Origin of the sequence: Klebsiella sp. TF21-TM (assembly GCF_019753495.1) — a bacterium.
In the GTDB taxonomy this organism is placed as follows: domain Bacteria; phylum Pseudomonadota; class Gammaproteobacteria; order Enterobacterales; family Enterobacteriaceae; genus Klebsiella; species Klebsiella quasipneumoniae.
Map to the genome: position 1 here is coordinate 240,091 of NZ_JAIJYL010000003.1, position 25,064 is coordinate 265,154.

The following is a 25,064-nucleotide window of genomic DNA, read 5'->3' on the forward strand; positions in this document are numbered from 1 at the left end:
AAAGCAGAATTAACCGCGCAGATCGTCCCACATTTTCTGTCTTTTATTATATTCATATTTCAGACAATCCAGCGTCACGGTCACGTTCGCCGGAGACAGGCGATTTAGCTGCGGCAAAAAAGGATGCGCGTGCAGGTATTGAATAAATTTCGTCGCGCCATTTAACGTGGCGTGCCGCAGATTGGCCGTTTTTTTATTGCCGGTTAGGTTACAAACCGCCATCGCATAGTCCCGTGTAGAGAAGGTCCGCCAGACATTGTTGCGGTTCCCTCCGCCCATAAACAGGCGCGGCGGGATATCATGCAGCGGCGGCGTCATGCCTCGCTCTCTGACAAATGAGATATGGCATCGCCCCTGTTGAACCTGCTGCAAATTCGCCATCAGGCAGCCACCTAATATAAAACATTCCTGATAGATGTAGTGTTGAATATTGAGGGAGCGTGCATCTGTCAGTGTTTTGACTAATTCAAAATGGCGATAAGCCGGCAATACGGGTTTGACCAGCATTCCCGGATCGTTTTTGTATAACGCAGCCGGTCCGTAATCCACATCAAAAAGCGTTGCGCGCCGCATCGTTATCGCTTCTTTCCGTTGCACAAGATGTACCAGCGTACCGGGCGGCAGGCGCTCTTCGTAATAAGAGTGGTATTGATACTCCGCTTCAACGGGCTGGAGTGAATAATTGGTTGTTACGGATATAATCCGACCGGTAGTCTCCTCGGCGGTGACCAGCACATACAGAAAATTGTCACCGCCGTTAAATTTAACCCGAAAAGCGCGGGTGCTGAGGGTAATGTCGAAAGCGGGAAAGGCAAACTCGCGTTCCGCCTGATTTGCCCTGCGGGATAACTTCTGTAATTCACGGCTTAGTCCGGTACTGTCTAACGCAAGGGCGGATCGGATATCCGCCAGCGAAGCCCCATCCTGGATGAGTGCGGCAAGATAATCCTGGCGCGGATCGGTTTTATATCTGACGGGATAAAGAAATGTTTTATGGCACTGCTGGCAGCAGACGCGTGGCTCTCCCTGCGCGGAAAAGCCATACTTTTTTAGTGAGACGCTGCCGCATCCTGGGCAGGATTTTATCAACCCTTTCCATACCCGATTTACCGACTGGCGAAAAAGATTCAGCGATCTTGCCGAAATCACAGGAAAATGAAAACCACATGCCCTGCATAACACATTTTTCCCCTGGTTCTGGTAATCCGGGCTGTTCAGCACGCCCAGATTTTTGCAGCCTGGCGTTTTGCAGCTATCGACATTAACCTGAGAAAACATGATTAACTCCCTGTGACGGTATGATTTTCAAACAAATATTGATTTTATCTCTGCCGGTGAAAAACCATTCTGATGGAGTGTTTTCATCGCGCTCATAGTCACCGCGCTATGAGAGAAAAACGCTTTATAGCCTGCGCACAAATAGTTGTGGTTTCTCTCGCCCGTCGCGGATAGCAAGAAGCGGTGCTTGGGGCAGCCGCCGTAGCAGGCAAATTGCCACTGACAAGAGCGACACTCCTGCGCCATTGAGTGGCTTTTATCATCACCAAACTGCTGGTTTTGCGCGCTATTATTCATCGCATGTAGCGTCGTATCCTGAATATTTCCCAGCCTGTACTGCGGATAAACAAAATGATCGCAGTTATAAACGTCGCCGTTCATCTCCATCGCAAACGCGCTGCCGCAGGTTGGCGCGAATACGCATACCTGGGGAGGCAACCCACACCAGGCGGCAAGCGTCTGTTCAAACATCTGTATGCCTATGTCGCCAATGTCTTCGCGGACCCATACATCAAAAATAGCGTTAAGAAAATGGCCAAACTGTAGCGGATCAACCGACCACGGCATCATTTTTGTTTGCCTGTCCTCAGGGTGCGCCAGCCCAAGGCCGCTCTTTTCGCTGCTTCTTTCCACCAAAGGGATAAATTGCATATAACGGCTGCCGATGCTCTTCAGATAGCGATATACCTGAAGCGGATGGCGCATATTGCTCTGATTAACAACCGTCAGCGTATTAAATTCAACGCCGTGGCGGTGCAGACATTGTATGGCCTGTTCAACTTTCGCATGCGTCGCTTTTCCCGAGCGCGTAACGCGCCATTCGTCATGCAAGGCTGCATCACCGTCAATGGAAATACCGACCAGGAATTGATTGGCCCGAAAAAACTCAGCCCATTGGTCGTCGATCAAAATGCCGTTCGTCTGGAAGGTATTCACAATCGTTTTTCCCGCAGCATAACGCTGCTGGAGTTCGATCGCCCGGCTATAAAAAGGCAGCCCCATCAACGTCGGTTCTCCGCCCTGCCAGGCAAAAATCACCTCATCAACCTCTTGCGCGGCAATATGTTGTTTAATGAAGCGTTCCAGCATCTCGTCTGACATTCTGTAGTTGCGCTTTCGCTCCGGGTAGAGCTTTTCCTTTTCCAGATAGAAGCAGTACTTACAATCAAGATTGCATACTGAACCTGTCGGTTTAATCATGACCTGACAGCTCTTTCTTCGCATGATCGCTATATCCATCCCAATAAAAAGAACCTGATTCAGTTTAAACACCGAATCAGGCGGGCATCGCCCTAAGTGGCATACTACGGTTTTATGGTTATTCGGTTAGCCCCAGGTGACCGGCGTCGGCTTATCGCCACGGGCTTTCATTAACGAATCGTTATCGATGTCTGCTTTATACTTCAGGAACTTATCGTACAGTTGTTTCTCAATATCCGGCCGTTTGCCAATCTGATTGAGCGTTTCGTAACGATCGGTCTTCAGGTTGTAGAGATACTTCGGTTTATTTTCACGATCGATGATCATTTTCCAGTCGCCATCCCTGATCGCCCACTCATCGGTTGGATCGTCCTGGAATGGCATATCAACGCCGAAGATCAACGGCTTATTACGCTCCAGCGGCTTCTGTTCCAGCAGCGGAACCAAAGACTGGCCATCGTACGTGCGATCGTTCGGGAGTGTAAAATCCATCATCTTCGCCAGCGTCGGCATCCAGTCAAGACCGGAAACCGGCGTATCCGTCACCATCCCCTGCGGCAGATGTTTGCCATATTTAATAATCGCCGGAACGCGGATGCCGCCTTCCCACAGATTATCTTTACGGCCACGCAAACCATCGGTCTCACCCGCCAGGTTCAGCTCATACACCTTACGCGCCTCACGCGTTACCGGGCCATTGTCACTGGTGAAAATCACGATGGTGTTGTCTTCTTCGCCCATTGCCTTAATTTTATCCAGCACTTTACCGACCTGAGCATCCATGTAACTGATGTTCGCGTAGTACTCCCCCGTGCCACGCCACGGTTTATCAGCCCAGTCGCCATAAAACAGGTCTGGATGCTGTTTTTGGTACGCGCTCATATATTGCGAGTACATATCGAGATACTTCTTCGGCGAAGCCAGCGGGCTGTGCACCTCAGTAAACGCGACATATAAGAAGAACGGCTTATCATCTTTCTTATTATCCAGCCAGTTCACCACTTCAGAGCTGACAAATTCACCGCTCATTTTATCTGCGCGACCGATTCGTTGCCCATTGCGTAGCCATCCTGTCGGATGCACCACCCCGTAGCGAGGACGCTCTTTGGCATTATCCAGCGTGGAATCCGTGACAAATCCCGCCGGATTCACCAGACTGTAATCAAACCCCATATCTTTTGCCTGGGGTTGATCGGTACGATCTCCACCTGCATTCAGGTGCAGTTTGCCCATCATCGCCGTGTCATAGCCCTGCTGTTTCAACAGATTGGCGATGGTCAGTTCATTACGCCCCAATGCAACATCTTTGCCTTCCGGGATCCATGAGCGAATACCGGTACGAAATGGCATACGACCGGTTAACAGACCCGCACGAGAGGGAGAGCACAGCGGCGCAGGCGCATAATAATCGGTGAATTTCACCCCTTCTTGCGCCAGTTTGTCGATATTCGGGGTTTTGACAATGGGGTGTCCATAAGTTGCAAGATCGCCATACCCTAAATCATCAGCCAGAATAATAACCAAATTAGGACGCTTTTCTGTTGCGGCATGTGCTGTTGACAGCGCGCTCCCGGCACATAGCGCCAGCCCAATCATACTGGCAACAACTGTTTTTTTCATTTTAACTCCTTTGACATTTTTTAAAATTCATACCCAACCATATAAATCATTTGATCGCCAAAGCCGTCATAACCTAATTTGTTTTTAAAATAACGCCAGGTTACCGTTGCCTTCCAGCGAGGATAAAATTTCCAGGCCAGCGTTAAACCGCCATTAATGCCATAATCACCGTGTTGCTGTTCCGCGTAGGCGTCATTTCGCTCAAATTCAATTTCATTCCAGTCTGACAGAACAAATTTCTCGTCAAATAGCGTGAAGTTATAAGCTGCCGTCCAGCCCAGTACATACCCGTTCCAGCCGCTTGTTTGCCCATATTTTGGTGAAACATAATCACCCGACTCATTGTGGAGTCCGATGTAAGGTTTAAAGAATCCCCATTTCCCGGACCATCCCAGATAACCAAGACCATAAAACATGTCCAGATCATCCCCCCACGTATTTTCCCACTGGCCATAAATCTTGCCAAAGAGCGTATAGTCAGAGCCAAAAAGGCGAACATGCGTCATCGCTGAAACCGTATGGTTACGCCCCGCGACAGAATGGTTGAGTACATTACTTTCAAAAAAAGAATAGAATTCAGCTTCTTTAAAATTGACGCCAAAATCAGCCGTGGCTTTCCAGACTTCACCACGACCTACATCGACAAAGCCGCTGTTCCAGTCAGCATAACCTGCATTAATCGATCCAAAAGAATATTGGTAGTCCAAAGATGCTTGTACGGAGTGACTAAAGCCCAAGGATGCTGCAAGTATCGTACAAGCCAATAGCGTATTTTTTATCCGAGGCATTGAAAGTATTTCCCAAAGTTATAATTCGTCCATAGACATACACTACTTTTCTGCGGCGCTTATTGTTAGCGAAACACACCATCAAAATAGTGATGAAAATCTCATATCAAAAGGGACGATGGGCATTATCAGGCATGTGTCAAAATATGTTGTTTTAGTGAGGGTAAGTTATTATTTATAAATATCCGGCACGATCATAACGCACTTGTCTGTTACCTATTTTTGTCATAACTGGCGCGCAAGGACGTTATTGATTTGAGCGACGTCCGACAATACCCATTTGGGCAACCACAGATGAAACGTTCGGGCTTTATCCTGGATGATTAAGACATAATGCCCCAGCAACATCGAAATGACCAGACCATCAATTATTCATGTTATAAATAATAAAGCCCTATTGAGATTAACTGCACATATATTAAATGCATGTAGGTTATGCCATAAGGGAAAAATAAATCAATGGGAAGAACGCTGTTAATACTCCTGATTCAATAAAATAATGATTCTGAATCAAAGAGTTAAATTAATGGATGCATCAAGAACAAATAAAAAAGCCTGGGATTTCTCAATCTCAGGCTTTTTATCAGCAATAACGGAAATGATTAACGAGTCAAATCATCAAAAAACTTCTTCACACCGTCAAAGAAGCTTTTCGAACGCGGGCTGTTGTTTTCCCCGGTCGGGCCGCCGAAGCTTTCCTGCAGCTCTTTCAGCAGCTGCTTCTGCTTCTCGTTCAGCCCCACCGGCGTCTCCACCACCACCCGGCACAGCAGATCGCCCTGCGCGCCGCCGCGAACGGATTTCACGCCTTTCCCACGCATGCGGAACAGCTTGCCGGTCTGGGTTTCACCCGGAATTTTCAGGTTGACGCGACCGTCGAGCGTCGGGACCTCAATCTCACCGCCCAGCGCAGCCATGGTGAAGTTGATCGGCACTTCGCAGTACAGGTTATTACCTTCACGCTCAAAGATAGCGTGCTGCTTCACCTGAACCTGAACGTACAGATCCCCTGCCGGTGCGCCATGCTCGCCGGCTTCGCCTTCGCCCGCCAGACGGATCCGGTCGCCGGTATCCACGCCCGCCGGGATTTTAACCGACAGGGTTTTGGTCTTCTCAACGCGGCCGTGACCATGACATTTATTGCACGGATCTTTAATCAGCGTACCGCGTCCCTGACAGTGCGGACAGGTCTGCTGTACTGCAAAGAAGCCCTGACGCATCTGTACCTGGCCCGCGCCATGACAGGTCGGACAGGTCTGCGGTTTGCTGCCTGCTTTGGCGCCGCTGCCGTGGCAGACGTCGCACTCTTCCAGCGTCGGAATACGGATCTCTTTGGTGACGCCACGAACCGCTTCTTCCAGCGTCAGCTCCATGTTGTAACGGAGATCGGCGCCGCGCGCCGCGCGCTGCCGGCCACGTCCGCCGCCAAAGATATCGCCGAAAACATCGCCAAAGATATCGCTGAAGTCCGCACCGCCGCCAAAACCGCCGCCGCCGCCCATGCCGCCCTGCTCAAAGGCCGCATGGCCGTACTGATCGTAGGCCGCACGCTTCTGGGCATCAGTCAGGATTTCATACGCTTCTTTGATTTCTTTAAATTTGGCTTCGGCCTCTTTATCACCCTGGTTGCGGTCCGGGTGATACTTCATGGCCAGGCGCTTATAAGCCTTTTTGATTTCACGCTCTTCCGCTGTTTTGGAGACGCCTAAAATCTCGTAGTAATCTTGCTTTGCCATCGGTGTTTTTCAGCCCCTTAACATGCGTGCACGGGCGGAGAGGAAACCTCTTCGCCCGTGCCAGTGTTTTACCCGTTCAAAGGGCGATTATTTTTTATCTTTCACTTCTTCGAACTCAGCGTCGACAACATCGTCGTCTTTCGCGTTGCTCGCCTGAGCGTCAGCGGAACCCGCCTGCTGCTGAGCATGCTGCTGCTGGGCGATTTCCATCAGCTTCTGGGAAACCTGCGCCAGCGCCTGCATTTTCGCTTCGATGTCCGCTTTGTCTTCACCTTTCAGCGAAGTTTCCAGCGCGGTCAGCGCAGACTCGATGGCAGTTTTGTCGTCAGCCGGCAGTTTATCGCCTGCTTCTTCAACCTGCTTGCGAGTGCTGTGCAGCAGATGGTCGCCCTGGTTACGGGTCTGTACCAGCTCTTCGAACTTACGGTCAGATTCGGCGTTAGCTTCCGCTTCGCGAACCATTTTCTGAATTTCTTCTTCATTCAGACCGGAAGACGCTTTGATGGTGATCTTCTGCTCTTTACCGCTGTTTTTGTCTTTCGCGGAGACGTGCAGGATACCGTCAGCATCGATGTCAAAGGTCACTTCGATCTGCGGCATGCCGCGCGGCGCCGGGTTAATGCCATCCAGGTTGAACTGACCCAGAGATTTGTTATCAGACGCGCGTTTACGCTCACCCTGCAGCACATGGATGGTAACCGCGGACTGGTTGTCTTCAGCGGTAGAGAACACCTGGCTGTGCTTGGTCGGGATAGTGGTGTTTTTGCTGATCAGCGCCGTCATCACGCCGCCCATGGTTTCGATACCCAGCGACAGCGGGGTCACGTCGAGCAGCAGAACGTCTTTCACATCACCGGTCAGTACACCGCCCTGAACGGCAGCGCCGATCGCCACGGCTTCATCCGGGTTAACGTCTTTACGCGGTTCTTTACCAAAGAACTCGGCCACTTTCTTCTGCACCATCGGCATACGAGTCTGACCACCAACGAGGATGACGTCGTTGATATCGGAAACGGACAGACCGGCATCCTGCAGGGCTACTTTCAGCGGCTCGATGGAACGGTTAACCAGGTCTTCTACCAGGCTTTCCAGTTTCGCACGCGTCACTTTGATGTTCATGTGTTTCGGACCGGTCGCGTCTGCCGTGATGTACGGCAGGTTAACGTCGGTCTGCTGAGCAGAAGAGAGTTCAATCTTCGCTTTCTCAGCGGCTTCTTTCAGGCGCTGCATCGCCAGCGGGTCGTTGCGCAGGTCAATGCCCTGATCTTTCTTAAATTCATCAACGAGGTAGTTGATCAGACGGGTATCGAAGTCTTCGCCGCCCAGGTGGGTATCACCGTTGGTCGCCAGTACTTCGAAGGTTTTTTCGCCATCAACTTCGTCGATTTCGATAATAGAGATATCGAAAGTACCACCACCGAGGTCGTAAACCGCGATCGTGCGGTTGCCCACTTCTTTATCCAGACCGTACGCCAGCGCGGCCGCGGTCGGTTCGTTGATGATACGTTTGACTTCAAGACCGGCGATACGGCCAGCATCTTTGGTTGCCTGACGCTGCGCATCGTTGAAGTAAGCCGGTACGGTGATAACCGCTTCAGTTACCGGTTCACCCAGGTAATCTTCAGCCGTTTTCTTCATTTTTTTCAGCACTTCAGCAGAGATCTGCGGCGGTGCAGTTTTGGTGCCCTTCACATCCAGCCATGCGTCGCCATTGTCTGCGGCAACAATTTTGTATGGCATGATAGAAACGTCACGCTGAACTTCTTCGTCCTGGAAGCGGCGGCCAATCAGGCGTTTAATCGCAAACAGGGTGTTTTGCGGGTTTGTCACTGCCTGACGTTTAGCCGGCTGACCAACCAGAGTTTCACCATCCTGGGTATAGGCAATGATAGAAGGCGTGGTGCGATCGCCTTCGGCGTTCTCCAGCACGCGTGCAGTAGTGCCATCCATAATCGCTACACAAGAGTTGGTAGTACCCAGGTCGATACCAATAATTTTACCCATCTAAACGTCTCCACTAAAAATTCGATCAACATGTGGTTGTGAACCTGTAATAAGGGCGAAACGTGCGGTTTCAACTGCCCAGACATCATTTTTTTTCAGGTTCTTCACTGCGGTTGACTACAAGATGGGGTCGCCCACCCCGGCATCAAGGGGCAAGCAGAAAAATTTTTTGTCGGAGGCCAGCCGACGCCCTCGCCCGCTGCCGTCGATGGCCTGGCAAACGATGTTGCCGGGCGGCAAAAAAGATGGCGAAACGCCCATACAAGTAACGAATAAAAAAACCGAATATATTCATAATATCATTGACATAAAACGCAATACTTGTGCGCTAAAAGCCCCGTTTTCGCAGTGATAAGATCCCCGCCCTCGCACTTTACTTATTCAGGGGACAGATTAATGAAATCACTATTCCGGCTTTCAGCGGGGCTTATCCTTAGCGTGTCAGTTATCACCTCGGCGGCCGCCAACGACCATAAGATCCTCGGCGTGATAGCCATGCCGCGCAATGAGACCAACGATCTGACGCTGAAGCTCCCCGTCTGCCGGGTGGTCAAACGTATTCAGCTCAGCGCCGAACGCGGCGATATTCAGCTCTCCGGAGCAACGGTCTACTTTAAGGCCAGCCACGGCGCCAGCCACACCCTGAACGTGCCCGCCGGGATCAAAGAGGGCCACACCACCGGCTGGATCTCCCTCAACAGCGATAACGACAACAAGCGCTGTGTGAAAAAAATCGCCTTCTCCGGCCACACGGTCAACTCCTCAGATATGGCCTCACTGAAAATTATCGGCGACGACTAACGTCGTCCCCTGCCCGAGAGAAAACGTTATGCATATTAACTATCTGGATGATGACGATCTCGCCTTTCTGCCTGAGTGCAGCGAGGCGCATCTGGAAGCGTTTACCCGTATTCTGACCCACGGGGAAAATGGCAAACCCCGTCTCTCCAGTACGCTGCTGCGCAACGAGACCTTTCTGTCTATGGAGGGCCACCCGGAGCGCTATCGCCGCAACTGGCAGTTGATCGCCGGCGAGCTACAGCATTTCGGCGGCGACAGCATCGCCAATACGCTGCGCCGCCATGGCAAATTTTATCGCGCCATCCTGCTGGATGTGTGTAAAAGGCTAAAGGCGAAGGTCGATAAACAGATGACGACGCCGCAGATCGAGCAACAGTTGTTGACGCATTTTCTGCAGCACAGCTGGAATAAGCTGGATGAGGAACAAAAAACGCAGTTTCTCGCCGCGGTGGAGTGCCGGAGTCATGAGCTGGAAAGCCTGCTGCCCCATCTGTTGAGGCGCCGCAAGCTGAGTGAAGGCGTTGCCCTGCTACTCGATGAGCGGTTAACCGCCATCCTGCGCACGCACGCCGCCGTGAGCGTCATCGGCCATGGCCTGGTACGCGGCGCCGGGCTGGGGGGGCCGCTTGGCGCCGCGCTGAACAGCGTGAAAGCGGTAAGCGGCAGCGCTTATCGGGTCACCATCCCCGCGGTTCTGCATATTGCCTGTTTACGACAAATGCTCCACTCGTCGTCGGGCGCAACTGAAATTGGTGAAAAATACCCCGCCAGATCATAGACAGCCTTTCCGCGCCTCATTATTATGCCGCGCCCCGCCGCCAAGTCGCGGGGTAATGCTTCCCTTTTAATGATAATTTTGAGGAATTATGGGCAACACTAAGTTGGCTAATCCGGCACCGCTGGGCCTTATGGGCTTCGGCATGACCACTATTCTGCTTAACCTGGCGAATAGCGGCCTGTTCGCATTCGATGTAGCTATCCTGGCGATGGGCATTTTTTACGGCGGCATTGCGCAAATTTTTGCCGGCCTGCTGGAATACAAAAAAGGCAACACCTTTGGCTTGACCGCTTTTACCTCCTACGGCAGCTTCTGGCTGACGCTGGTTGCTATTCTCCTGATGCCGAAAATGGGCCTGGCTGATGCGCCGAACGCGCACTTCCTCGGCATGTATCTCGGCCTGTGGGGTATTTTTACGTTGTTCATGTTCTTCGGTACGCTAAAAGCCGCACGCATGCTGCAGTTCGTGTTCCTGAGCCTGACGGTGCTGTTTGCGCTGCTGGCGATTGGTCATCTGGTAGATAACGAAGGCATCGTGAAAGTTGCTGGCTGGGTCGGCCTGGTTTGCGGCGCCAGCGCCATTTACCTGGCGATGGGCGAAGTGCTGAACGAGCAGTTCGGCCGCACAGTGCTGCCGATCGGCGAACCGCGTTAATCTTCCGCCGCCGCCCTGTAACAGGGCGGCGGCTGGTCATCATCGGCAAACCTGCTTAGCGCTGCAGCTCCCCTTCCGGCAACCTCGCCGCCGTCAGCCCCTGACGCAGCCAGATACCTAATCCCAGCCCCATCAGCGACAAGGCCAGCACATACCAGGCCGGGGCCATCGGCGACACCCCCATCAGCATCGTGACGGCAATTGGCGTCAGGCCGCCAAAAATCGCGTACGACAGATTGTAGGAAAAGGAGATGCCGGTGAAGCGCACTTCCGCCGGGAAGGCCCGCACCATAACATAAGGCACCGCCCCCACCACGCCCACACAGAGTCCCACCGTGCCGTAGAGCAGAAACAGCCGCTGCGGGCTGGCGCCAGACAGGTGGTAAAACGCCCAGCTGGCAACCGCCAGCAGCAGGCTGCCGACGATAAAGGTGCGGCTGGCGCCGAAGCGGTCCGCCGCCAGCCCGGCGAGCAGACAGCCGATGCACAACATAATCGTGGCAATGCTGTTGGCCTGCAGGGTTATCGCCGGGGCGAAGCCATAGTGTTTCTGCAGCCAGACCGGCGACATCAGGATCACCACCACCACGCCTGCCGACAGCAGCCAGGTCAGCAGCATAGAGACCGCCACCGCCTTCTGGTGCTTGAGGACGACCGCTTTTACCGGCAGCTCCTGCGCCAGCGCTTTGCGCTGCTGCATCTCAAGAAAAATCGGCGTCTCCTGCAGCCAGCGGCGCAGATACATCGCCACCAGACCAAATACGCCTCCCAGCAGGAAGGGGATCCGCCAGCCGCCGTCGTGGATCCCCTGCGGCGTCAGGCTGGTGTTGATAAGCGTCGCTACTACCGATCCCAGCAGGATGCCTACGGTCAGGCCGGCCGTCAGCGTGCCGCAGGCGATACCAATGCGTTTTTCCGGAACATGCTCGGCGACAAACACCCAGGCGCCAGGCACCTCGCCGCCGATCGCCGCCCCCTGCAGAATACGCATCAGCAGCAACAGCAGCGGCGCGACGATGCCCACCGAGCTGTAGGTCGGCAACAGACCAATCGCCAGGGTCGGCAGCGCCATCAGCAGGATGCTGAGGGTAAACATTTTCTTGCGGCCAACCAGATCGCCAAAATGGGCCATGATGATCCCCCCCAGCGGACGCGCCAGGTAACCGGCGGCGAAAATGCCAAAGGTCTGTACCTGGCGAAGCCATTCCGGAATATCCGCGGGGAAGAAGAGCTCGCCGACGACGGCGGCGAAGAAAACGAAGATGATAAAGTCATAAAACTCCAGCGCGCCGCCAAGGGCGGCCAGCGTCAGCGTTTTATAATCCTGGCGGTTGAGCGGTCGGTTTGCATATGACATAACGCGATTTCATCCTGAGGCGTGCAGCGTATTTTATAGTGTGTAAAGTAAACAGCACTATATCGTAAATAAAACGGCACACCATCAGCGATGCATGTTATGTCACAAATGCATCAAATTCAGGATAAAGTTTCGCGTCGGGCACTTTTGGGACGAAATGCTTCTACCACACGGCCATCGGTTTCCACATAAGGCCCCTCCAGCAACTGTACACAATAAGGTACACTTGCGAAAATACCGTGCACCAGCACGTTGCCGTCAGCATCTTTCACCCCTTCCAGGGTCTCCTGAATCGCTTTCGGTTGTCCGGGAAGATTGAGGATCAGCGCCTGCTTGCGGATCACCCCGACCTGCCGGGAAAGGATCGCCGTCGGCACAAAGTGTAGGCTAACCTGGCGCATTTGCTCGCCAAAGCCCGGCATCTCGCGATCGGCAACCGCCAGCGTGGCGTCGGGCGTCACATCGCGACGCGCCGGGCCGGTGCCGCCGGTGGTCAGCACCAGATGGCACCCCATCTCGTCAACCAGTTCGCACAGCGTTTGCTCAATAATGACCTGCTCATCCGGGATCAGGCGAGTCTGCAGTTCAAAAGGGGTGGTAAGGGCACGCGCCAGCCACTCTTCCAGTGCCGGGATGCCTTTGTCCTGATAGACGCCGCTGGAGGCGCGATCGGAAATGGAAACTAAGCCGATTCGTAAGGTATTCATGGTTATTCCGTTCAAACTGTGGCGTTAAACGAAATGATACACTGCTGCTGGCGGGACAGACAGTGTAATGTGGCCGACGGGCGTCGGCCACCTGCAGGATTACAGCAGTTCGCCGATCATTTTTTCCAGTTTTTCCTGGTCGATCGCAAACTTACGGATACCTTCCGCCAGTTTGTCTACCGCCATCGGATCCTGGTTATGCTGCCACAGGAACTCAGATTCGGTAATACGCTCCGGACGCGCTTTCACTTCACCGGTATATACCAGTTTACGCTCAACGGCGCCTTCGCTTTCGGACAGCTCTTTCAGCAGCGCCGGGGCGATGGTCAGGCGGTCACAGCCAGCCAGTTCCAGAATTTCGCCAACGTTACGGAAGCTGGCGCCCATCACCACGGTTTCATAACCGTGCTGCTTGTAGTACTCGTAGATTTCGCTGACGGAAACCACGCCCGGATCTTCTGCCGGCGCGTACTCTTTCTTATCGGTGTTGGCTTTGTACCAGTCGAGGATACGGCCAACGAACGGCGAAATCAGGAAGACGCCCGCTTCGGCGCAAGCGCGAGCCTGAGCGAAGGAGAACAGCAGCGTCAGGTTGCAGTTGATGCCCTCTTTTTCCAGCTGTTCAGCGGCGCGAATGCCCTGCCAGGTGGAAGCCAGCTTGATCAGAATACGATCGTTGCTGATGCCCGCGTCGTTATACAGCTTGATGATGCGCTTGGCTTTAGCGATAGACGCTTCGGTGTCGTAGGAGAGACGCGCATCCACTTCGGTGGAGATACGGCCCGGGATCAGTTTCAGAATTTCGAGACCGATATTCACCGCCAGCTTGTCGGAAGCATCGAGGATCTGCTGCGCGCGATCGCTGCTCTGGCTACGAGCCCAGGCCACAGCGTCGTCAATCAGCTTACGGTACTCAGGGATCTGAGCCGCGCCGAGGATCAGGGAAGGGTTGGTGGTGGCATCCTGAGGCTGATACAGCTTCATTGCCGCAATATCTCCGGTGTCAGCGACGACAGTGGTGTACTGACGCAGAGAAGTTAATTTATCCGTCATGATATATTTCTCTTAAACAGCAGTTAAGGGGATGTAACCGGTCTGCCCAGATGATAACACGCTGCCGGGTCAGCGCAACCGCCGACGAGAGAAGAGCGCAGAGTGTGATAAACTATGCAGATTAATTTGCTGAAAGCGCAAGGATTGTCACTTAATTGGTAACGCTTACACTGGCGTGCCGGCATGGACAAGAGGATGTTTAATGCCTGATTTTCTCTCATTTATCAATGAAATACTCTGGGGCTCAGTGATGATTTATCTGCTACTGGGCGCCGGTATCTGGTTTAGCTGGCAAACCCGGGGTATTCAGTTCCGTTACGTGCGCAAATTTGGCCGCAGCCTGAAAAAAAGCCTGCACCCGCAGCCGGGCGGTTTAACCTCCTTTCAGGCGCTCTGTACCAGCCTTGCTGCGCGAGTCGGCAGCGGTAATCTTGCCGGCGTCACGCTGGCTATCGCCGCCGGCGGGCCCGGCGCCGTATTCTGGATGTGGGTCTCCGCCCTGCTCGGCATGGCCAGCAGCTTCGCCGAATGTTCCCTTGCCCAGCTGTATAAAGAGCGCGATAGCCGCGGGCAGTTTCGCGGTGGTCCGGCCTGGTATATGGCGCGCGGGCTCGGCATGCGCTGGATGGGCGTTCTGTTTTCGATCCTCCTGCTGCTGGCCTATGGCTTTATCTTCAATACCGTACAGGCCAACTCCGTGGCCCATGCCCTGCGCTATGCGTTCGATCTGCCGGCGGCAGTCAGCGGCGGCGTGCTGGCCGTTGTCGTTCTGCTGGCCATCCGCCGTGGTTTACGCGGCGTGGCGCGCCTGATGCAGTGGATCGTCCCCATCATGGCGCTGCTGTGGATCGCCACCAGCCTGGTTATCGGCCTGTGGCATATCACCGCCCTGCCGACGATTTTCGCCACCATCTTTCGCTGCGCCTTCGGCTGGCAGGAAGCCGCCGCCGGCGCGGTGGGCTACACCATCAGTCAGGCGCTGACCAGCGGCTTTCAGCGCGGCATGTTCTCCAATGAAGCAGGAATGGGCTCTTCGCCTAACGCCGCCGCAGCCGCCGCCTCCTGGCCGCCGCACCCGGCGGCGCAGGGTATCGTGCAGATGATTGGCGTGTTTATCGATACCATCGTCATCTGTACCGCCAGCGCGATTATCGTCATGCTGGCGCCTCACCCCGACAATGAGTATACGCTCAACGGCATCCAGGCCCTGCAGCACGCGATGAGCATGCTGGTCGGGGGCTGGGGGGCGGGTTTTATCGCTTTCATCGTGCTGCTGTTCGCCTTTAGCTCTATCGTCGCCAACTACCTGTACGCGGAAAATAATCTGGTCTTTCTTCGTCTGGATAAGCCGCGTTATATCTGGGCGCTGCGGATACTTACCGTCCTGATGGTGCTGCTGGGAACCCTGGTTAGCCTGCCGGTCGTCTGGCAGAGCGCGGATATCATTATGGCGCTGATGGCGATGACCAACCTGACGGCCATCCTGCTGCTCTCCCCGACGGTGCGGATTATCGCCAGTGATTATCTGCGTCAGCGCCAGCTGGGCATTCAGCCTACTTTCGATGCGTCGCGCTATCCTGAGATTCACCAACAGCTGGCCCCGGGCGCGTGGAATGAACTGCCGCGCGAATAGCGCGGCAATCGCAGCTATCGATCCCACCATGCACTTTTTTTGTTAAAATTCGTCGAAATTACCTGCAAGGACTGGATATGCTGATTCTGATTTCACCTGCTAAAACGCTCGATTATCAAAGCCCGCTGGCAACGACTCGCTATACCCAGCCCGAACTCCTCGAGTATTCTCAACAGCTTATCAGCATCGCCCGTCAGCTGACCGCGCCGCAAATCGGCAAGCTGATGAGCATCAGCGACAAGCTGGCGGATCTGAACGCCACCCGTTTCCACGACTGGCACCCTGACTTTACGCCGCAAAATGCCCGCCAGGCGATCCTCGCCTTTAAGGGCGATGTCTACACCGGCCTGCAGGCAGAGACGCTCACCGAGGACGACTTTGACTTCGCCCAGCGACACCTGCGCATGCTCTCCGGCCTGTATGGCGTGCTGCGTCCGCTGGACCTGATGCAGCCCTACCGCCTTGAGATGGGGATCCGTCTGGAAAACCCCCGCGGCAAAGATCTGTACCAGTTCTGGGGCGAGACCATTACCGAGAAGCTGAATCAGGCGCTGCAGGCTCAGGGCGACGATATCGTCATCAATCTGGCCTCCGATGAATATTTTAAATCGGTGAAAACGCAAAAATTGCAGGGCCAGCTGATCAAGCCGGTATTCCTCGATGAGAAGAACGGCAAATTCAAAGTGATCAGCTTCTATGCCAAGAAGGCCCGTGGCCTGATGAGTCGCTACATTATTGAAAACCGCTTAACCCAGCCGGAACAGCTGAAATCCTTTAATAGCGAAGGCTATTTCTTTGATGCGGAGGCGTCGGAGAAAGGCGAACTGGTGTTTAAACGCCACGAGCAGTAAGTAAACGGTCCCCCTACGGCGATCGACGCAACAGGGGGACGGTAAGGATTTAGCCCATCATCAGCTTACGCAGCGCGGCGAAATCCGCCGGCAGGTTGTGAGACAGCAGCGGCAGGTCGGCGCGGTCGGCCAGCTCTTTCGGCAGCGGCAGGGTCTCCTGCAGGATCTCCTCCACGCTCTCTTTGAACTTCGCCGGATGGGCGGTGCCGAGGAACAGACCGTACTCTCCCGGCTGCAGCTGATCGCGCAGCGCGCGCCAGGCAATCGCCGCGTGCGGCTCAGAGATGTAGCCGATGGCCTTCAGCTCGCGCATTGCCGCTTTGGTGGTCTCATCATCGACCGCGGCATAGCCCAGCTCGCTGAGACGCCAGATTTTACGGCGGAACAGCTCTTCGACACGCGGCCAGTTGTTCGGCTGGCTGACGTCCATGGCGTTGGACAGCGTCGCCTGGGTGGCTTTTGGCGCCCACTCGCCGCCCTGCAGATAGCGCGGAACGGTGTCGTTGGCATTGGTGGCGGCGATAAAGCGTTTGATCGGCAGACCCAGCGACTTCGCCAGCAGACCGGCGGTCAGATCGCCGAAGTTGCCGCTCGGCACGGAAATCACCAGCTGATTGCGGGCTTCCTGCGGCAGCTGCGCCGCCGCTTCGAAGTAGTAGCAGATCTGCGCCAGCAGGCGGCTGATGTTAATGGAGTTAGCCGAGTTGAGCCCCAGCGTCGCCTTCAGTTCTTCATCGTCAAACGCCTGCTTCACCAGCGCCTGGCAGGCGTCGAAGTCGCCGTCAATCGCCACGGTTTCAATGTTGCCGCCGAGAGTACAGAACAGCTTCTCCTGCAGCGGGCTGATCTTGCCGCGCGGGTAGAGGATCACTACCTTAACGTTCGGCAGTCCGTAGAAAGCATGCGCCACCGCCGCCCCGGTATCGCCAGAGGTCGCCGTGAGGATGGTGACCGGCTTATCGCCTGCGATATGGGTCAGCATCTGCGCCATAAAGCGGCCGCCGAAATCCTTGAACGCCAGCGTGGGGCCATGGAACAGCTCCAGACAGCCGACATCCTCCTGAACCTTGCTCACCGGCGCCGGAAACGCAAACGCCGCGCGGACCCGCTGCTGCAGGACATCCTGCGGGATCTCATCGCCGATAAAGGCGGATAAAATTTTGGCGCTGCGGGTGACAAAATCCTGCGCCAGCATGTCGTCGATTTCAGTCAGGCTGAATTCCGGCAGATCGTGCGGAAAGAACAGGCCCTGATGCTTACCAAGTCCCTGGGTAACGGCCTGCGCAAAGCTGACCTGCTCATTGTGATCTTTTAAGTTATACAGTTTCATTGGTTATCCCACTACGCGTGCGCCCGCCGTGTCCAGCCGGCAAATATGAACAAAGCCTTCCTGATTCTGCAGATAGTGCGCGCCAAGCCAGTCGGCGACGCGCTGTGCGGTGTCCGGCTTATCGCACAACGCGAACAGCGTTGGGCCAGAGCCGGAGATGCCGCAAGCCTGGGCGCCCATCTCCATGGCCGCCTGACGCGCTTCGCTAAAGCCCGGCAGCAGTTTGGTTCGGTACGGTTCGGCAATCACATCTTTCATCAATTTTGCCGCCAGCTGCGGCTGGCGGGTGTAGCAGGCGTGAATAAAGCCCGCGAGGTGGCGACCATGGGCGATACAATCCTGACGGCGGTACTGCGCCGGCAGAATCGCCCGCGCTTCGGCGGTGGATACTTTAATCCCCGGATAGGCCAGCACCCACAGCCACTCATCAAACCCGGGCACCTGCTGGCTGATAATCCCGTTCTCTTCGATCATCAACTGCATGCCGCCAAGATAGCACGGCGCCACGTTGTCGTAGTGAATGCTGCCGGAGATACGCCCTTCCATCTCCCCCATCAGCGCCAGCATGCGCGTCTCGTTCAGCGGCTTACCGCAAAACTCGTTCATCGCCACCAGCGCGGCGACCACCGAGCAGGCGCTGGAGCCCAGCCCGGAGCCAATCGGCATGTTTTTTTCCAGGGTCATCGCCACCGGCACCGTTTTACCGATCTCCCGGCAAAAGCTTTCCCAGCACTGGTAAACAATGTTCTCCTGCGGCGCCGTCGGCAGTTTGCTGGCGAAGCGTCCCAGATTCTGCAGGCTGAATTGCTCCGCCGCTTCGACAGTAACGTTGTCGCCAAGCAGCGTGCCATCGACCGGCGTGACCGCCGCGCCCAACACATCAAACCCGACGCTCATATTGGCACTGGAAGCCGGGGCATATACTTTGACCATCTTAAACTCCTAACTTCCAGGAAAGGGTGCGCAGCAGGTCGGCGAATACACCGGCCGCCGTGACATCGTTCCCGGCACCATAGCCGCGCAGCACCAGCGGCAATGGCTGATAATAGTGGCTGTAAAAGGCCAGCGCGTTCTCGCCATTTTTGACTTTGAACAGCGGATCGTTGCCGTCAACGGCGGCAATTTTCACCCGGCAGGTACCATCCTCTTCGATGTTACCGACATAGCGCAAGACTTTACCTTCATCGCGCGCCTTAGCGATCCGCGAGGCGAACGCATCATCCAGCGACGGCAGGCGGGCCATAAAGGTCTCAACATCACCGCTGGCGTCGAAGTCCGCCGGCAGCGCCGACTCGACGATAATGTCCGACAGCTCCAGTTCACGTCCGGTCTCACGGGCCAGAATCAGCAGCTTACGCGCGACATCCACCCCGGATAAATCGTCGCGCGGATCCGGCTCGGTATACCCCATCTCACGGGCCATCGCCGTCGCCGCCGAGAAACTCACGCCCTCATCCAGCTTGCCGAAGATAAACGACAGAGAGCCGGAGAGGATCCCGGAGAAATGGCGCAGTTCATCGCCGGCGTTGAGCAGGTTCTGCAGGTTCTCAATCACCGGCAGGCCAGCGCCAACGTTAGTGTCATAGAGGAACTTGCGGCGCGAGCTGCTCGCGGCGTGGCGCAGCTGATGATAATAATCCAGCGAAGAGGTATTGGCCTTTTTATTCGGCGTGACCACATGGAATCCTTCGCGCAGGAAGTCGGCGTACTGATCGGCGACCGCCTGGCTGGAGGTACAGTCGACGATCACCGGATTCAGCAGGTGGTACTCTTTTACCAGGCGGATCAGGCGACCGAGATTAAAGGGTTCTTTCGCCTCCGCCAGCGCCTCACTCCAGTTTTCCAGATTCAGACCATGCACGCTGGTCAGCAGCGCCTGAGAGTTGGCCACGCCGCAAACGCGCAGATCGATATGTTTGCTCTTCAGCCAACTCTGCTGGCGTTTGATTTGCTCCAGCAGCGCGCCGCCGACGCCGCCGACGCCGATGACGAACACTTCGATCACCTGGTCGGTGTTGAACAGCATCTGATGGGTCACGCGCACGCCGGTGGTGGCGTCGTCATTGCTGACCACCACCGAAATGGAGCGCTCGGATGAACCCTGGGCAATCGCCACGATATTGATATTGGCGCGGGCCAGCGCGGCAAAAAACTTTGCCGAGATACCGCGCAGGGTGCGCATTCCGTCGCCCACCACCGAGATAATAGCCAGACGCTCCATAATGGCCAGCGGCTCCAGCAGCCCCTCTTTCAGCTCGAGATAAAACTCATCTTCCATCGCCCGTTTAGCACGCGCGCAGTCGCTCTGCGGCACGCAGAAACTGATGCTGTACTCGGAAGAGGATTGGGTGATCAGCACGACCGAGATGCCGGCGCGGGACATGGTGGCGAAGACGCGGGCCGCCATGCCGACCATGCCTTTCATCCCCGGTCCGGAGACGTTGAACATCGCCATGTTGTTGAGGTTAGAGATGCCTTTGACCGGCAGATCGTCCTCGTCGCGGCTGGCGCCGATGAGCGTTCCCGGCGCCTGCGGGTTGCCGGTATTTTTAATCAGACATGGGATTTGGAACTGGGCGATAGGGGCGATGGTGCGCGGGTGCAGCACTTTCGCGCCAAAGTAGGAGAGCTCCATCGCCTCCTGATAAGACATCGATTTCAGCAGACGCGCATCCGGCACCTGGCGCGGGTCGCAAGTGTACACGCCGTCGACATCGGTCCAGATTTCGCAGCAGTCGGCGCGCAGGCAGGCGGCCAGTACCGCAGCCGAATAGTCGGAGCCGTTGCGCCCCAGCACCACCAGCTCGCCCTTCTCATTGCCGGCGGTAAACCCGGCCATCAGGATCATATGGTCTGCCGGGATCTGGCTGGCGGCGATGCGGCGGGTGGATTCGGCGATATCGACCGTGGATTCCAGATAGTGGCCCACCGCGAGCAGTTTTTCCACCGGGTTAATCACACTGACTTTATGACCACGGGCTTCCAGCAGACCCGCCATGATGGCGATGGAGAGCTTTTCGCCTCGGCAGATCAGCGCGGCATTGACGCTGTCCGGGCACTGACCCAGCAGGCTGATACCGTGCAGGACATGCTTAATCTGAGCAAACTCCTGCTCAACAAAGGCTTTCAGCTGGGCGAGCGGGAAAGCGGGCTGGGCGTCGGCAAGGCCCTGAAGAAGTTCGGTAAAAATGCGTTCAGCGTCGGCAATATTGGGGAGGGCATCCTGGCCGCCAATGGTCTTTTCAATCATCGCTACCAGATGGTTGGTGATCTTCGCCGGGGCAGACAGGACGGTCGCTACCTGCCCCTGCCTGGCATTACTCTCCAGAATATCGGCAACCCGCAGAAACCGTTCCGCATTTGCCACTGATGTACCGCCGAACTTCAACACTCGCATGGTTCTTACCCCTTGATCTCTTGTCAAAAAAAAAGCCCGCACTGTTCAGGTGCGGGCTTTTTTCTGTGTTTCCTGTACGCGTCAGCCCGCACCGTTACCTGTGGTAATGGTGGTGGTGATAATGGTGGTAATCATGCCGATGCGATTCATGGATGTTGTGTACTCTGTATTTTTATCTGTCTGTGTGTCCTGCCTATATTGGTTAAAGTATCTGCCCTCTTAAGTCAATGAATTTCTCAATTAACCTCATTTCAGCGAGCTTACGTATTGCGCCACCCCGACAAGGAAAAACATCCAGATCGGCGGAATACCTCCCACAAAAACAGCACATACAACCATAATTAAAATATATGACAGAGCTTTATTCTGACAGGTTTTTTTCAATATCATGCAGCAAACGATGCAACATTGCCGTGTCGCGCTGCTGCAGCAGCCCCATTCGTTGCGACAGCCAGTCGGCCAGTTTGGCATCATCCTCCACGCCCAGACGCGAAAGCAAGGCCAGGGCGCGCAGGCGCAACGCCTGCAGCTGATGATGGTCTGCCGCGGCGGCGGCGGGCGCCGGTTGTTGCATAAGCGATGCTAATTGATAGCAGTAGACCATCACCGACTGACCGAGGTTGAGCGAAGGATAATCCGCGGCCATCGGCACGCCGGTCAGCACATCGGCCAGGGCCAGCTCCTCATTGGTCAATCCAGCGTCTTCACGGCCAAATACCAGCGCGGTATGGGTCATCCAGTTCGCCTTCTCCTCCAGCAGCGGCAACAGCTGCTGCGGCGTGGCGTAATAGTGAAACCGCGCGCGACTGCGGGCGGTGGTGGCGACGGTAAAATCGACGTCGTGCAGCGCCTCGGCAAGGGTGGAATAGGTGGTGATGCCATCGAGGATGTCGCCTGAGCCGTGCGCCACCCAGCGTGCCGCCGGCGCCAGATGGGCTTCACTGTCCACGATCCGCAGATCTCGAAATCCCATGGTTTTCATCGCCCTGGCGGCGGCGCCGACGTTCTCGGCCCGGGCAGGACCGACTAAAATAATCGTTAAACGCATTGCGGTTTTTTTCTCTCTCTCAGGCGTTGTCGAGGCGCGGAGCCCCGCATTTTACGCGGTGAAAATTTACAAATTTGCAACAAAAATCACTAAAATTGCGTTTTCTTACCCATAAAAAAATCTAAACTGTTCTCAGGAGGCCATGACAAGGAGTATGTTAACAGAACCCATTTATCCATATGATGGGCAATGAAATTTCACCTGATGCATCGTTCCAGGCATTGGATTCACTGTATTTATTAATTTATCCACGCAACTAGTTGAGCCGGGTAAAGATTGTGACTATAAAGAGCATGGCGATGCAATGATTTCACAAGACTGTTAACGTGCTACAATTGAACTTGATATATGTCAACGAAGCGTAGTTTTATTGGGTGTTCGGCCTCTCTTAGCCTGTTATGTTGCTGTTAAAATGGTTAGGATGTCAGCCGTTTTTGACACCGTCGGGTCCAGAGGGAAAGTACCCACGACCAAGCTAATGATGTTGTTGACGTTGATGGAAAGTGCATCAAGAACGCAATTACGTACTTTAGTCATGTTACGCCGCGCATGTTAATTTGCGACATGCAGCAGGCAGGTCAGGGACTTTGGTACTTCCTGTTTCGATTTAGTTGGCAATTTAGGTAGCAAACATGCAGACCCCGCACATTCTTATCGTTGAAGACGAGTTGGTAACACGCAACACGTTAAAAAGTATTTTCGAAGCAGAAGGTTACGATGTATTCGAAGCGACCGATGGCGCGGAAATGCATCAGATCCTGTCTGAAAATGATATCAACCTGGTGATCATGGATATCAACCTGCCGGGTAAAAATGGTCTTCTGCTGGCGCGCGAGCTGCGCGAGCAGGCTGACGTCGCGCTGATGTTCTTAACCGGTCGCGACAACGAAGTGGATAAGATCCTTGGCCTCGAAATCGGCGCTGACGACTATATCACTAAACCGTTTAACCCGCGTGAACTGACTATCCGCGCGCGCAACCTGCTCTCCCGTACCATGAACCTCGGTACCGTGAGCGAAGAGCGTCGCAGCGTGGAAAGCTACAAGTTCAACGGCTGGGAACTCGATATCAACAGCCGTTCCCTGGTCAGCCCGAACGGCGAACAGTACAAGCTGCCGCGCAGTGAATTCCGCGCGATGCTGCACTTCTGCGAAAACCCGGGCAAAATTCAGTCTCGTGCCGAGCTGCTGAAGAAAATGACCGGTCGCGAGCTGAAGCCGCATGACCGTACCGTTGACGTGACCATTCGTCGGATTCGTAAACACTTCGAATCCACTCCGGATACCCCGGAAATCATCGCTACCATTCACGGTGAAGGTTACCGTTTCTGTGGCGATCTGCAGGAATAATGTGATTTATTCCGCAGCCATGATGTGAAAACGGCGCCCCGAGGGCGCCGTTTTTTTATGCCGTCACTCTTTCCAGAGGCGCAGTTTGTCGTCATCGGCAGACGGCGGCGGAGGCACACTGCCTTTCGGTAACGATAACGCATACCAGTCCACTCGCCGGGTCAAAAACATCAGGCTGCTTAGCGCCAGCACCAGCACCCCGGTACCCAACAGCAGCGCGCTGTCCTCGGAATGCAGCAGAAACCACATCACCCCGTCCAGCAGCAGCAGCGCCGCGACAAACAGCAGGCTGTTACGCCATCCCCTGAGCACCGCCTGGAGGTAGATCCCGTTCATCACCGCGCCGGACAGGCTGGCGGCCAGCCAGGCGGCGGTAAAGCCAATGTGCTCCGAAAGCGCCAGCAGCACCAGGTAAAACAGCACCAGCGATAGGCCCACCAGCAAATATTGCATCGGATGCAGGGGGCGATGGGTCAGGCTTTCGAAAGCGAAAAAGGCCATAAACGTCAACCCAATTAACAGGATGGCATATTTTGTCGCCCGGTCGGTTAGCTGATACTGGTCGGCAAGCGACATGACATCGGCACTGAACGCCGGCAGGCGCGACCACGGGATCTCCATATCATCCTTGAAATAGCTGCCCATATCGTTGGCGAACCAGCTGCTTTGCCAGTGGGCGCGATAGCCGGCAGCATTCACTTCGCGTTTCGTTGGCAGGAAGCTGCCGAGAAAGCCGGGATGCGGCCAGTTACTGGTCAGCTGCAGCTCACTGTTGCGCCCGAGCGGCGCCAGTGAAAATGCGCCCGTCCCGTTCAGATCGAGCGAAAAAGCGATCTCAAGCGGCTTGTTGTCCTCCGCCAGCGCAGGCATCGGCATATGGATGCCCGCCCCATCGCCGCTGATCCCCAGCCCAGGCTCCACGCTTAATACGCTGCCGTTAACCTCCGGAGCATGAATGGCGCCAATGCCGCGGGCATCGCCGACGCTCACCACCAGCCGCGGCTGGCCTAAGACAATATTCGTTTTTTTCAGCGCCGCCAGACGCAGCGGATCAAACGAAGCCTTAATCTGCAGGGCGTTATGCCAGACCTGTCCGCTGTAGATGCCCACCCTCCTCGACTCCACGGTCTGTTTGCCGGTGACCGCCAGCGACTCCGGCAGCCAGTAGTACTCCCAGCTCCGCTGATATTCGACCTCTTTTTGGTTCTCCCTGCGGGTCAGCGTCTCGGTTACCGGAATAGCGATCAGCGGCCCGGCGAGTTTTTGCGGGCCGCTGGTGCTCTGTTCAATGGCATCCACAACCTCGCTGCGATAATCAGCCCGCTCATTGATGAGCTCCCTGACTATCATCAAAGGCAGAGATAACAGCACAATACAGCCTATTAACGTGGTGATTTTCCAGAATAACGGTGATTTCAACATAGCTTGCTCCCTATCGTGATGGCCTCACAATAGGGCGGTTGTGTGGGGGGAATTTGA

General features: G+C 55.1%; 22 protein-coding genes and 1 other annotated feature. Of the genes, 6 read left to right on the plus strand and 16 right to left on the minus strand.

Annotated features, from left to right (window positions below):
• Window positions 1-9 precede the first annotated feature (9 nt).
• From K5R89_RS04620 to dnaK, 6 genes are all read right to left on the minus strand, one after another.
• Window positions 10-1,278, minus strand: a complete 1,269-nt coding sequence (locus K5R89_RS04620) for a cytoplasmic protein (RefSeq protein WP_217259201.1) — start codon at window positions 1,276-1,278, stop codon at window positions 10-12.
• A 27-nt stretch (window positions 1,279-1,305) separates the two neighbouring features.
• Window positions 1,306-2,505 (minus strand): anaerobic sulfatase maturase, encoded by a 1,200-nt coding sequence (locus tag K5R89_RS04625; protein ID WP_217259210.1) that lies wholly within the window; start codon window positions 2,503-2,505, stop codon window positions 1,306-1,308.
• A 99-nt stretch (window positions 2,506-2,604) separates the two neighbouring features.
• A complete protein-coding gene (locus K5R89_RS04630; RefSeq protein ID WP_048296642.1) occupies window positions 2,605-4,098 on the minus strand; it encodes a sulfatase in 1,494 nt (497 codons plus the stop codon).
• Window positions 4,099-4,118: 20 nt separating this feature from the next.
• On the minus strand, window positions 4,119-4,886 hold the full coding sequence (locus K5R89_RS04635; RefSeq protein ID WP_048336370.1) for an outer membrane protein OmpK: 768 nt from the start codon (window positions 4,884-4,886) through the stop codon (window positions 4,119-4,121).
• A gap of 602 nt (window positions 4,887-5,488) precedes the next feature.
• Window positions 5,489-6,622, minus strand: a complete 1,134-nt coding sequence (gene dnaJ / locus K5R89_RS04640) for a molecular chaperone DnaJ (protein ID WP_002887955.1) — start codon at window positions 6,620-6,622, stop codon at window positions 5,489-5,491.
• 87 nt (window positions 6,623-6,709) lie between these two features.
• A complete protein-coding gene (dnaK, locus tag K5R89_RS04645; RefSeq protein WP_023291917.1) occupies window positions 6,710-8,626 on the minus strand; it encodes a molecular chaperone DnaK in 1,917 nt (638 codons plus the stop codon).
• Between the two features lie 396 nt (window positions 8,627-9,022).
• Between dnaK and K5R89_RS04650 the strand changes: the two genes are divergently transcribed.
• The 3 genes from K5R89_RS04650 to satP all read left to right on the plus strand — a co-directional run bounded on the left by K5R89_RS04650 (window position 9,023) and on the right by satP (window position 10,860).
• Complete coding sequence (locus K5R89_RS04650; RefSeq protein ID WP_023291916.1) at window positions 9,023-9,427, plus strand: DUF2541 family protein; 405 nt, start codon at window positions 9,023-9,025, stop codon at window positions 9,425-9,427.
• A gap of 28 nt (window positions 9,428-9,455) precedes the next feature.
• Entirely contained in the window at window positions 9,456-10,205 is a 750-nt protein-coding gene (msyB, locus tag K5R89_RS04655) for an acidic protein MsyB (RefSeq protein ID WP_032452396.1), read from the plus strand.
• Window positions 10,206-10,293: 88 nt separating this feature from the next.
• The gene (gene satP / locus K5R89_RS04660; RefSeq protein WP_032452395.1) at window positions 10,294-10,860 is read left to right on the plus strand and encodes an acetate uptake transporter; all 567 of its coding nucleotides are present in this window, start codon (window positions 10,294-10,296) and stop codon (window positions 10,858-10,860) included.
• Window positions 10,861-10,915: 55 nt separating this feature from the next.
• Here satP and K5R89_RS04665 read toward each other — a convergent pair whose 3' ends face one another.
• From K5R89_RS04665 to tal, 3 genes are all read right to left on the minus strand, one after another.
• Window positions 10,916-12,217 (minus strand): MFS transporter, encoded by a 1,302-nt coding sequence (locus K5R89_RS04665; protein WP_023291913.1) that lies wholly within the window; start codon window positions 12,215-12,217, stop codon window positions 10,916-10,918.
• 119 nt (window positions 12,218-12,336) lie between these two features.
• Window positions 12,337-12,924 (minus strand): molybdopterin adenylyltransferase, encoded by a 588-nt coding sequence (gene mog / locus K5R89_RS04670; RefSeq protein WP_023291912.1) that lies wholly within the window; start codon window positions 12,922-12,924, stop codon window positions 12,337-12,339.
• Between the two features lie 99 nt (window positions 12,925-13,023).
• Entirely contained in the window at window positions 13,024-13,977 is a 954-nt protein-coding gene (gene tal / locus K5R89_RS04675; RefSeq protein ID WP_004204228.1) for a transaldolase, read from the minus strand.
• A 202-nt stretch (window positions 13,978-14,179) separates the two neighbouring features.
• Between tal and K5R89_RS04680 the strand changes: the two genes are divergently transcribed.
• Together K5R89_RS04680 and yaaA are read left to right on the plus strand one after the other, a co-directional pair.
• The gene (locus K5R89_RS04680; protein ID WP_023291911.1) at window positions 14,180-15,610 is read left to right on the plus strand and encodes a sodium:alanine symporter family protein; all 1,431 of its coding nucleotides are present in this window, start codon (window positions 14,180-14,182) and stop codon (window positions 15,608-15,610) included.
• A 77-nt stretch (window positions 15,611-15,687) separates the two neighbouring features.
• Entirely contained in the window at window positions 15,688-16,461 is a 774-nt protein-coding gene (gene yaaA, locus K5R89_RS04685; RefSeq protein ID WP_032452393.1) for a peroxide stress protein YaaA, read from the plus strand.
• 49 nt (window positions 16,462-16,510) lie between these two features.
• Here yaaA and thrC read toward each other — a convergent pair whose 3' ends face one another.
• From thrC to yjjY, 6 genes are all read right to left on the minus strand, one after another.
• A complete protein-coding gene (gene thrC, locus K5R89_RS04690; protein WP_002887863.1) occupies window positions 16,511-17,791 on the minus strand; it encodes a threonine synthase in 1,281 nt (426 codons plus the stop codon).
• Between the two features lie 3 nt (window positions 17,792-17,794).
• Window positions 17,795-18,724, minus strand: coding sequence for a homoserine kinase (gene thrB / locus K5R89_RS04695; RefSeq protein WP_002887853.1), 930 nt, complete (start codon window positions 18,722-18,724; stop codon window positions 17,795-17,797).
• A gap of 1 nt (window position 18,725) precedes the next feature.
• On the minus strand, window positions 18,726-21,188 hold the full coding sequence (thrA, locus tag K5R89_RS04700) for a bifunctional aspartate kinase/homoserine dehydrogenase I (RefSeq protein WP_044525310.1): 2,463 nt from the start codon (window positions 21,186-21,188) through the stop codon (window positions 18,726-18,728).
• Between the two features lie 25 nt (window positions 21,189-21,213).
• Window positions 21,214-21,331: a sequence feature (Thr leader region), on the minus strand.
• A complete protein-coding gene (gene thrL, locus K5R89_RS04705) occupies window positions 21,270-21,338 on the minus strand; it encodes a thr operon leader peptide (RefSeq protein ID WP_004222578.1) in 69 nt (22 codons plus the stop codon). It overlaps the preceding feature by 62 nt.
• A 211-nt stretch (window positions 21,339-21,549) precedes the next feature.
• Complete coding sequence (locus K5R89_RS04710) at window positions 21,550-22,236, minus strand: tRNA/rRNA methyltransferase (protein WP_032452390.1); 687 nt, start codon at window positions 22,234-22,236, stop codon at window positions 21,550-21,552.
• A 396-nt stretch (window positions 22,237-22,632) separates the two neighbouring features.
• On the minus strand, window positions 22,633-22,773 hold the full coding sequence (gene yjjY, locus K5R89_RS04715; RefSeq protein ID WP_004146984.1) for a protein YjjY: 141 nt from the start codon (window positions 22,771-22,773) through the stop codon (window positions 22,633-22,635).
• A gap of 95 nt (window positions 22,774-22,868) precedes the next feature.
• Here yjjY and arcA point away from each other — a divergent pair, with 95 nt between their 5' ends.
• Window positions 22,869-23,585: a two-component system response regulator ArcA gene (arcA, locus tag K5R89_RS04720; RefSeq protein WP_002887843.1), complete on the plus strand. Its 717-nt coding sequence runs from the start codon at window positions 22,869-22,871 to the stop codon at window positions 23,583-23,585.
• A gap of 63 nt (window positions 23,586-23,648) precedes the next feature.
• Here arcA and creD read toward each other — a convergent pair whose 3' ends face one another.
• Entirely contained in the window at window positions 23,649-25,007 is a 1,359-nt protein-coding gene (gene creD, locus K5R89_RS04725; RefSeq protein ID WP_049014561.1) for a cell envelope integrity protein CreD, read from the minus strand.
• Window positions 25,008-25,064 lie beyond the last annotated feature (57 nt).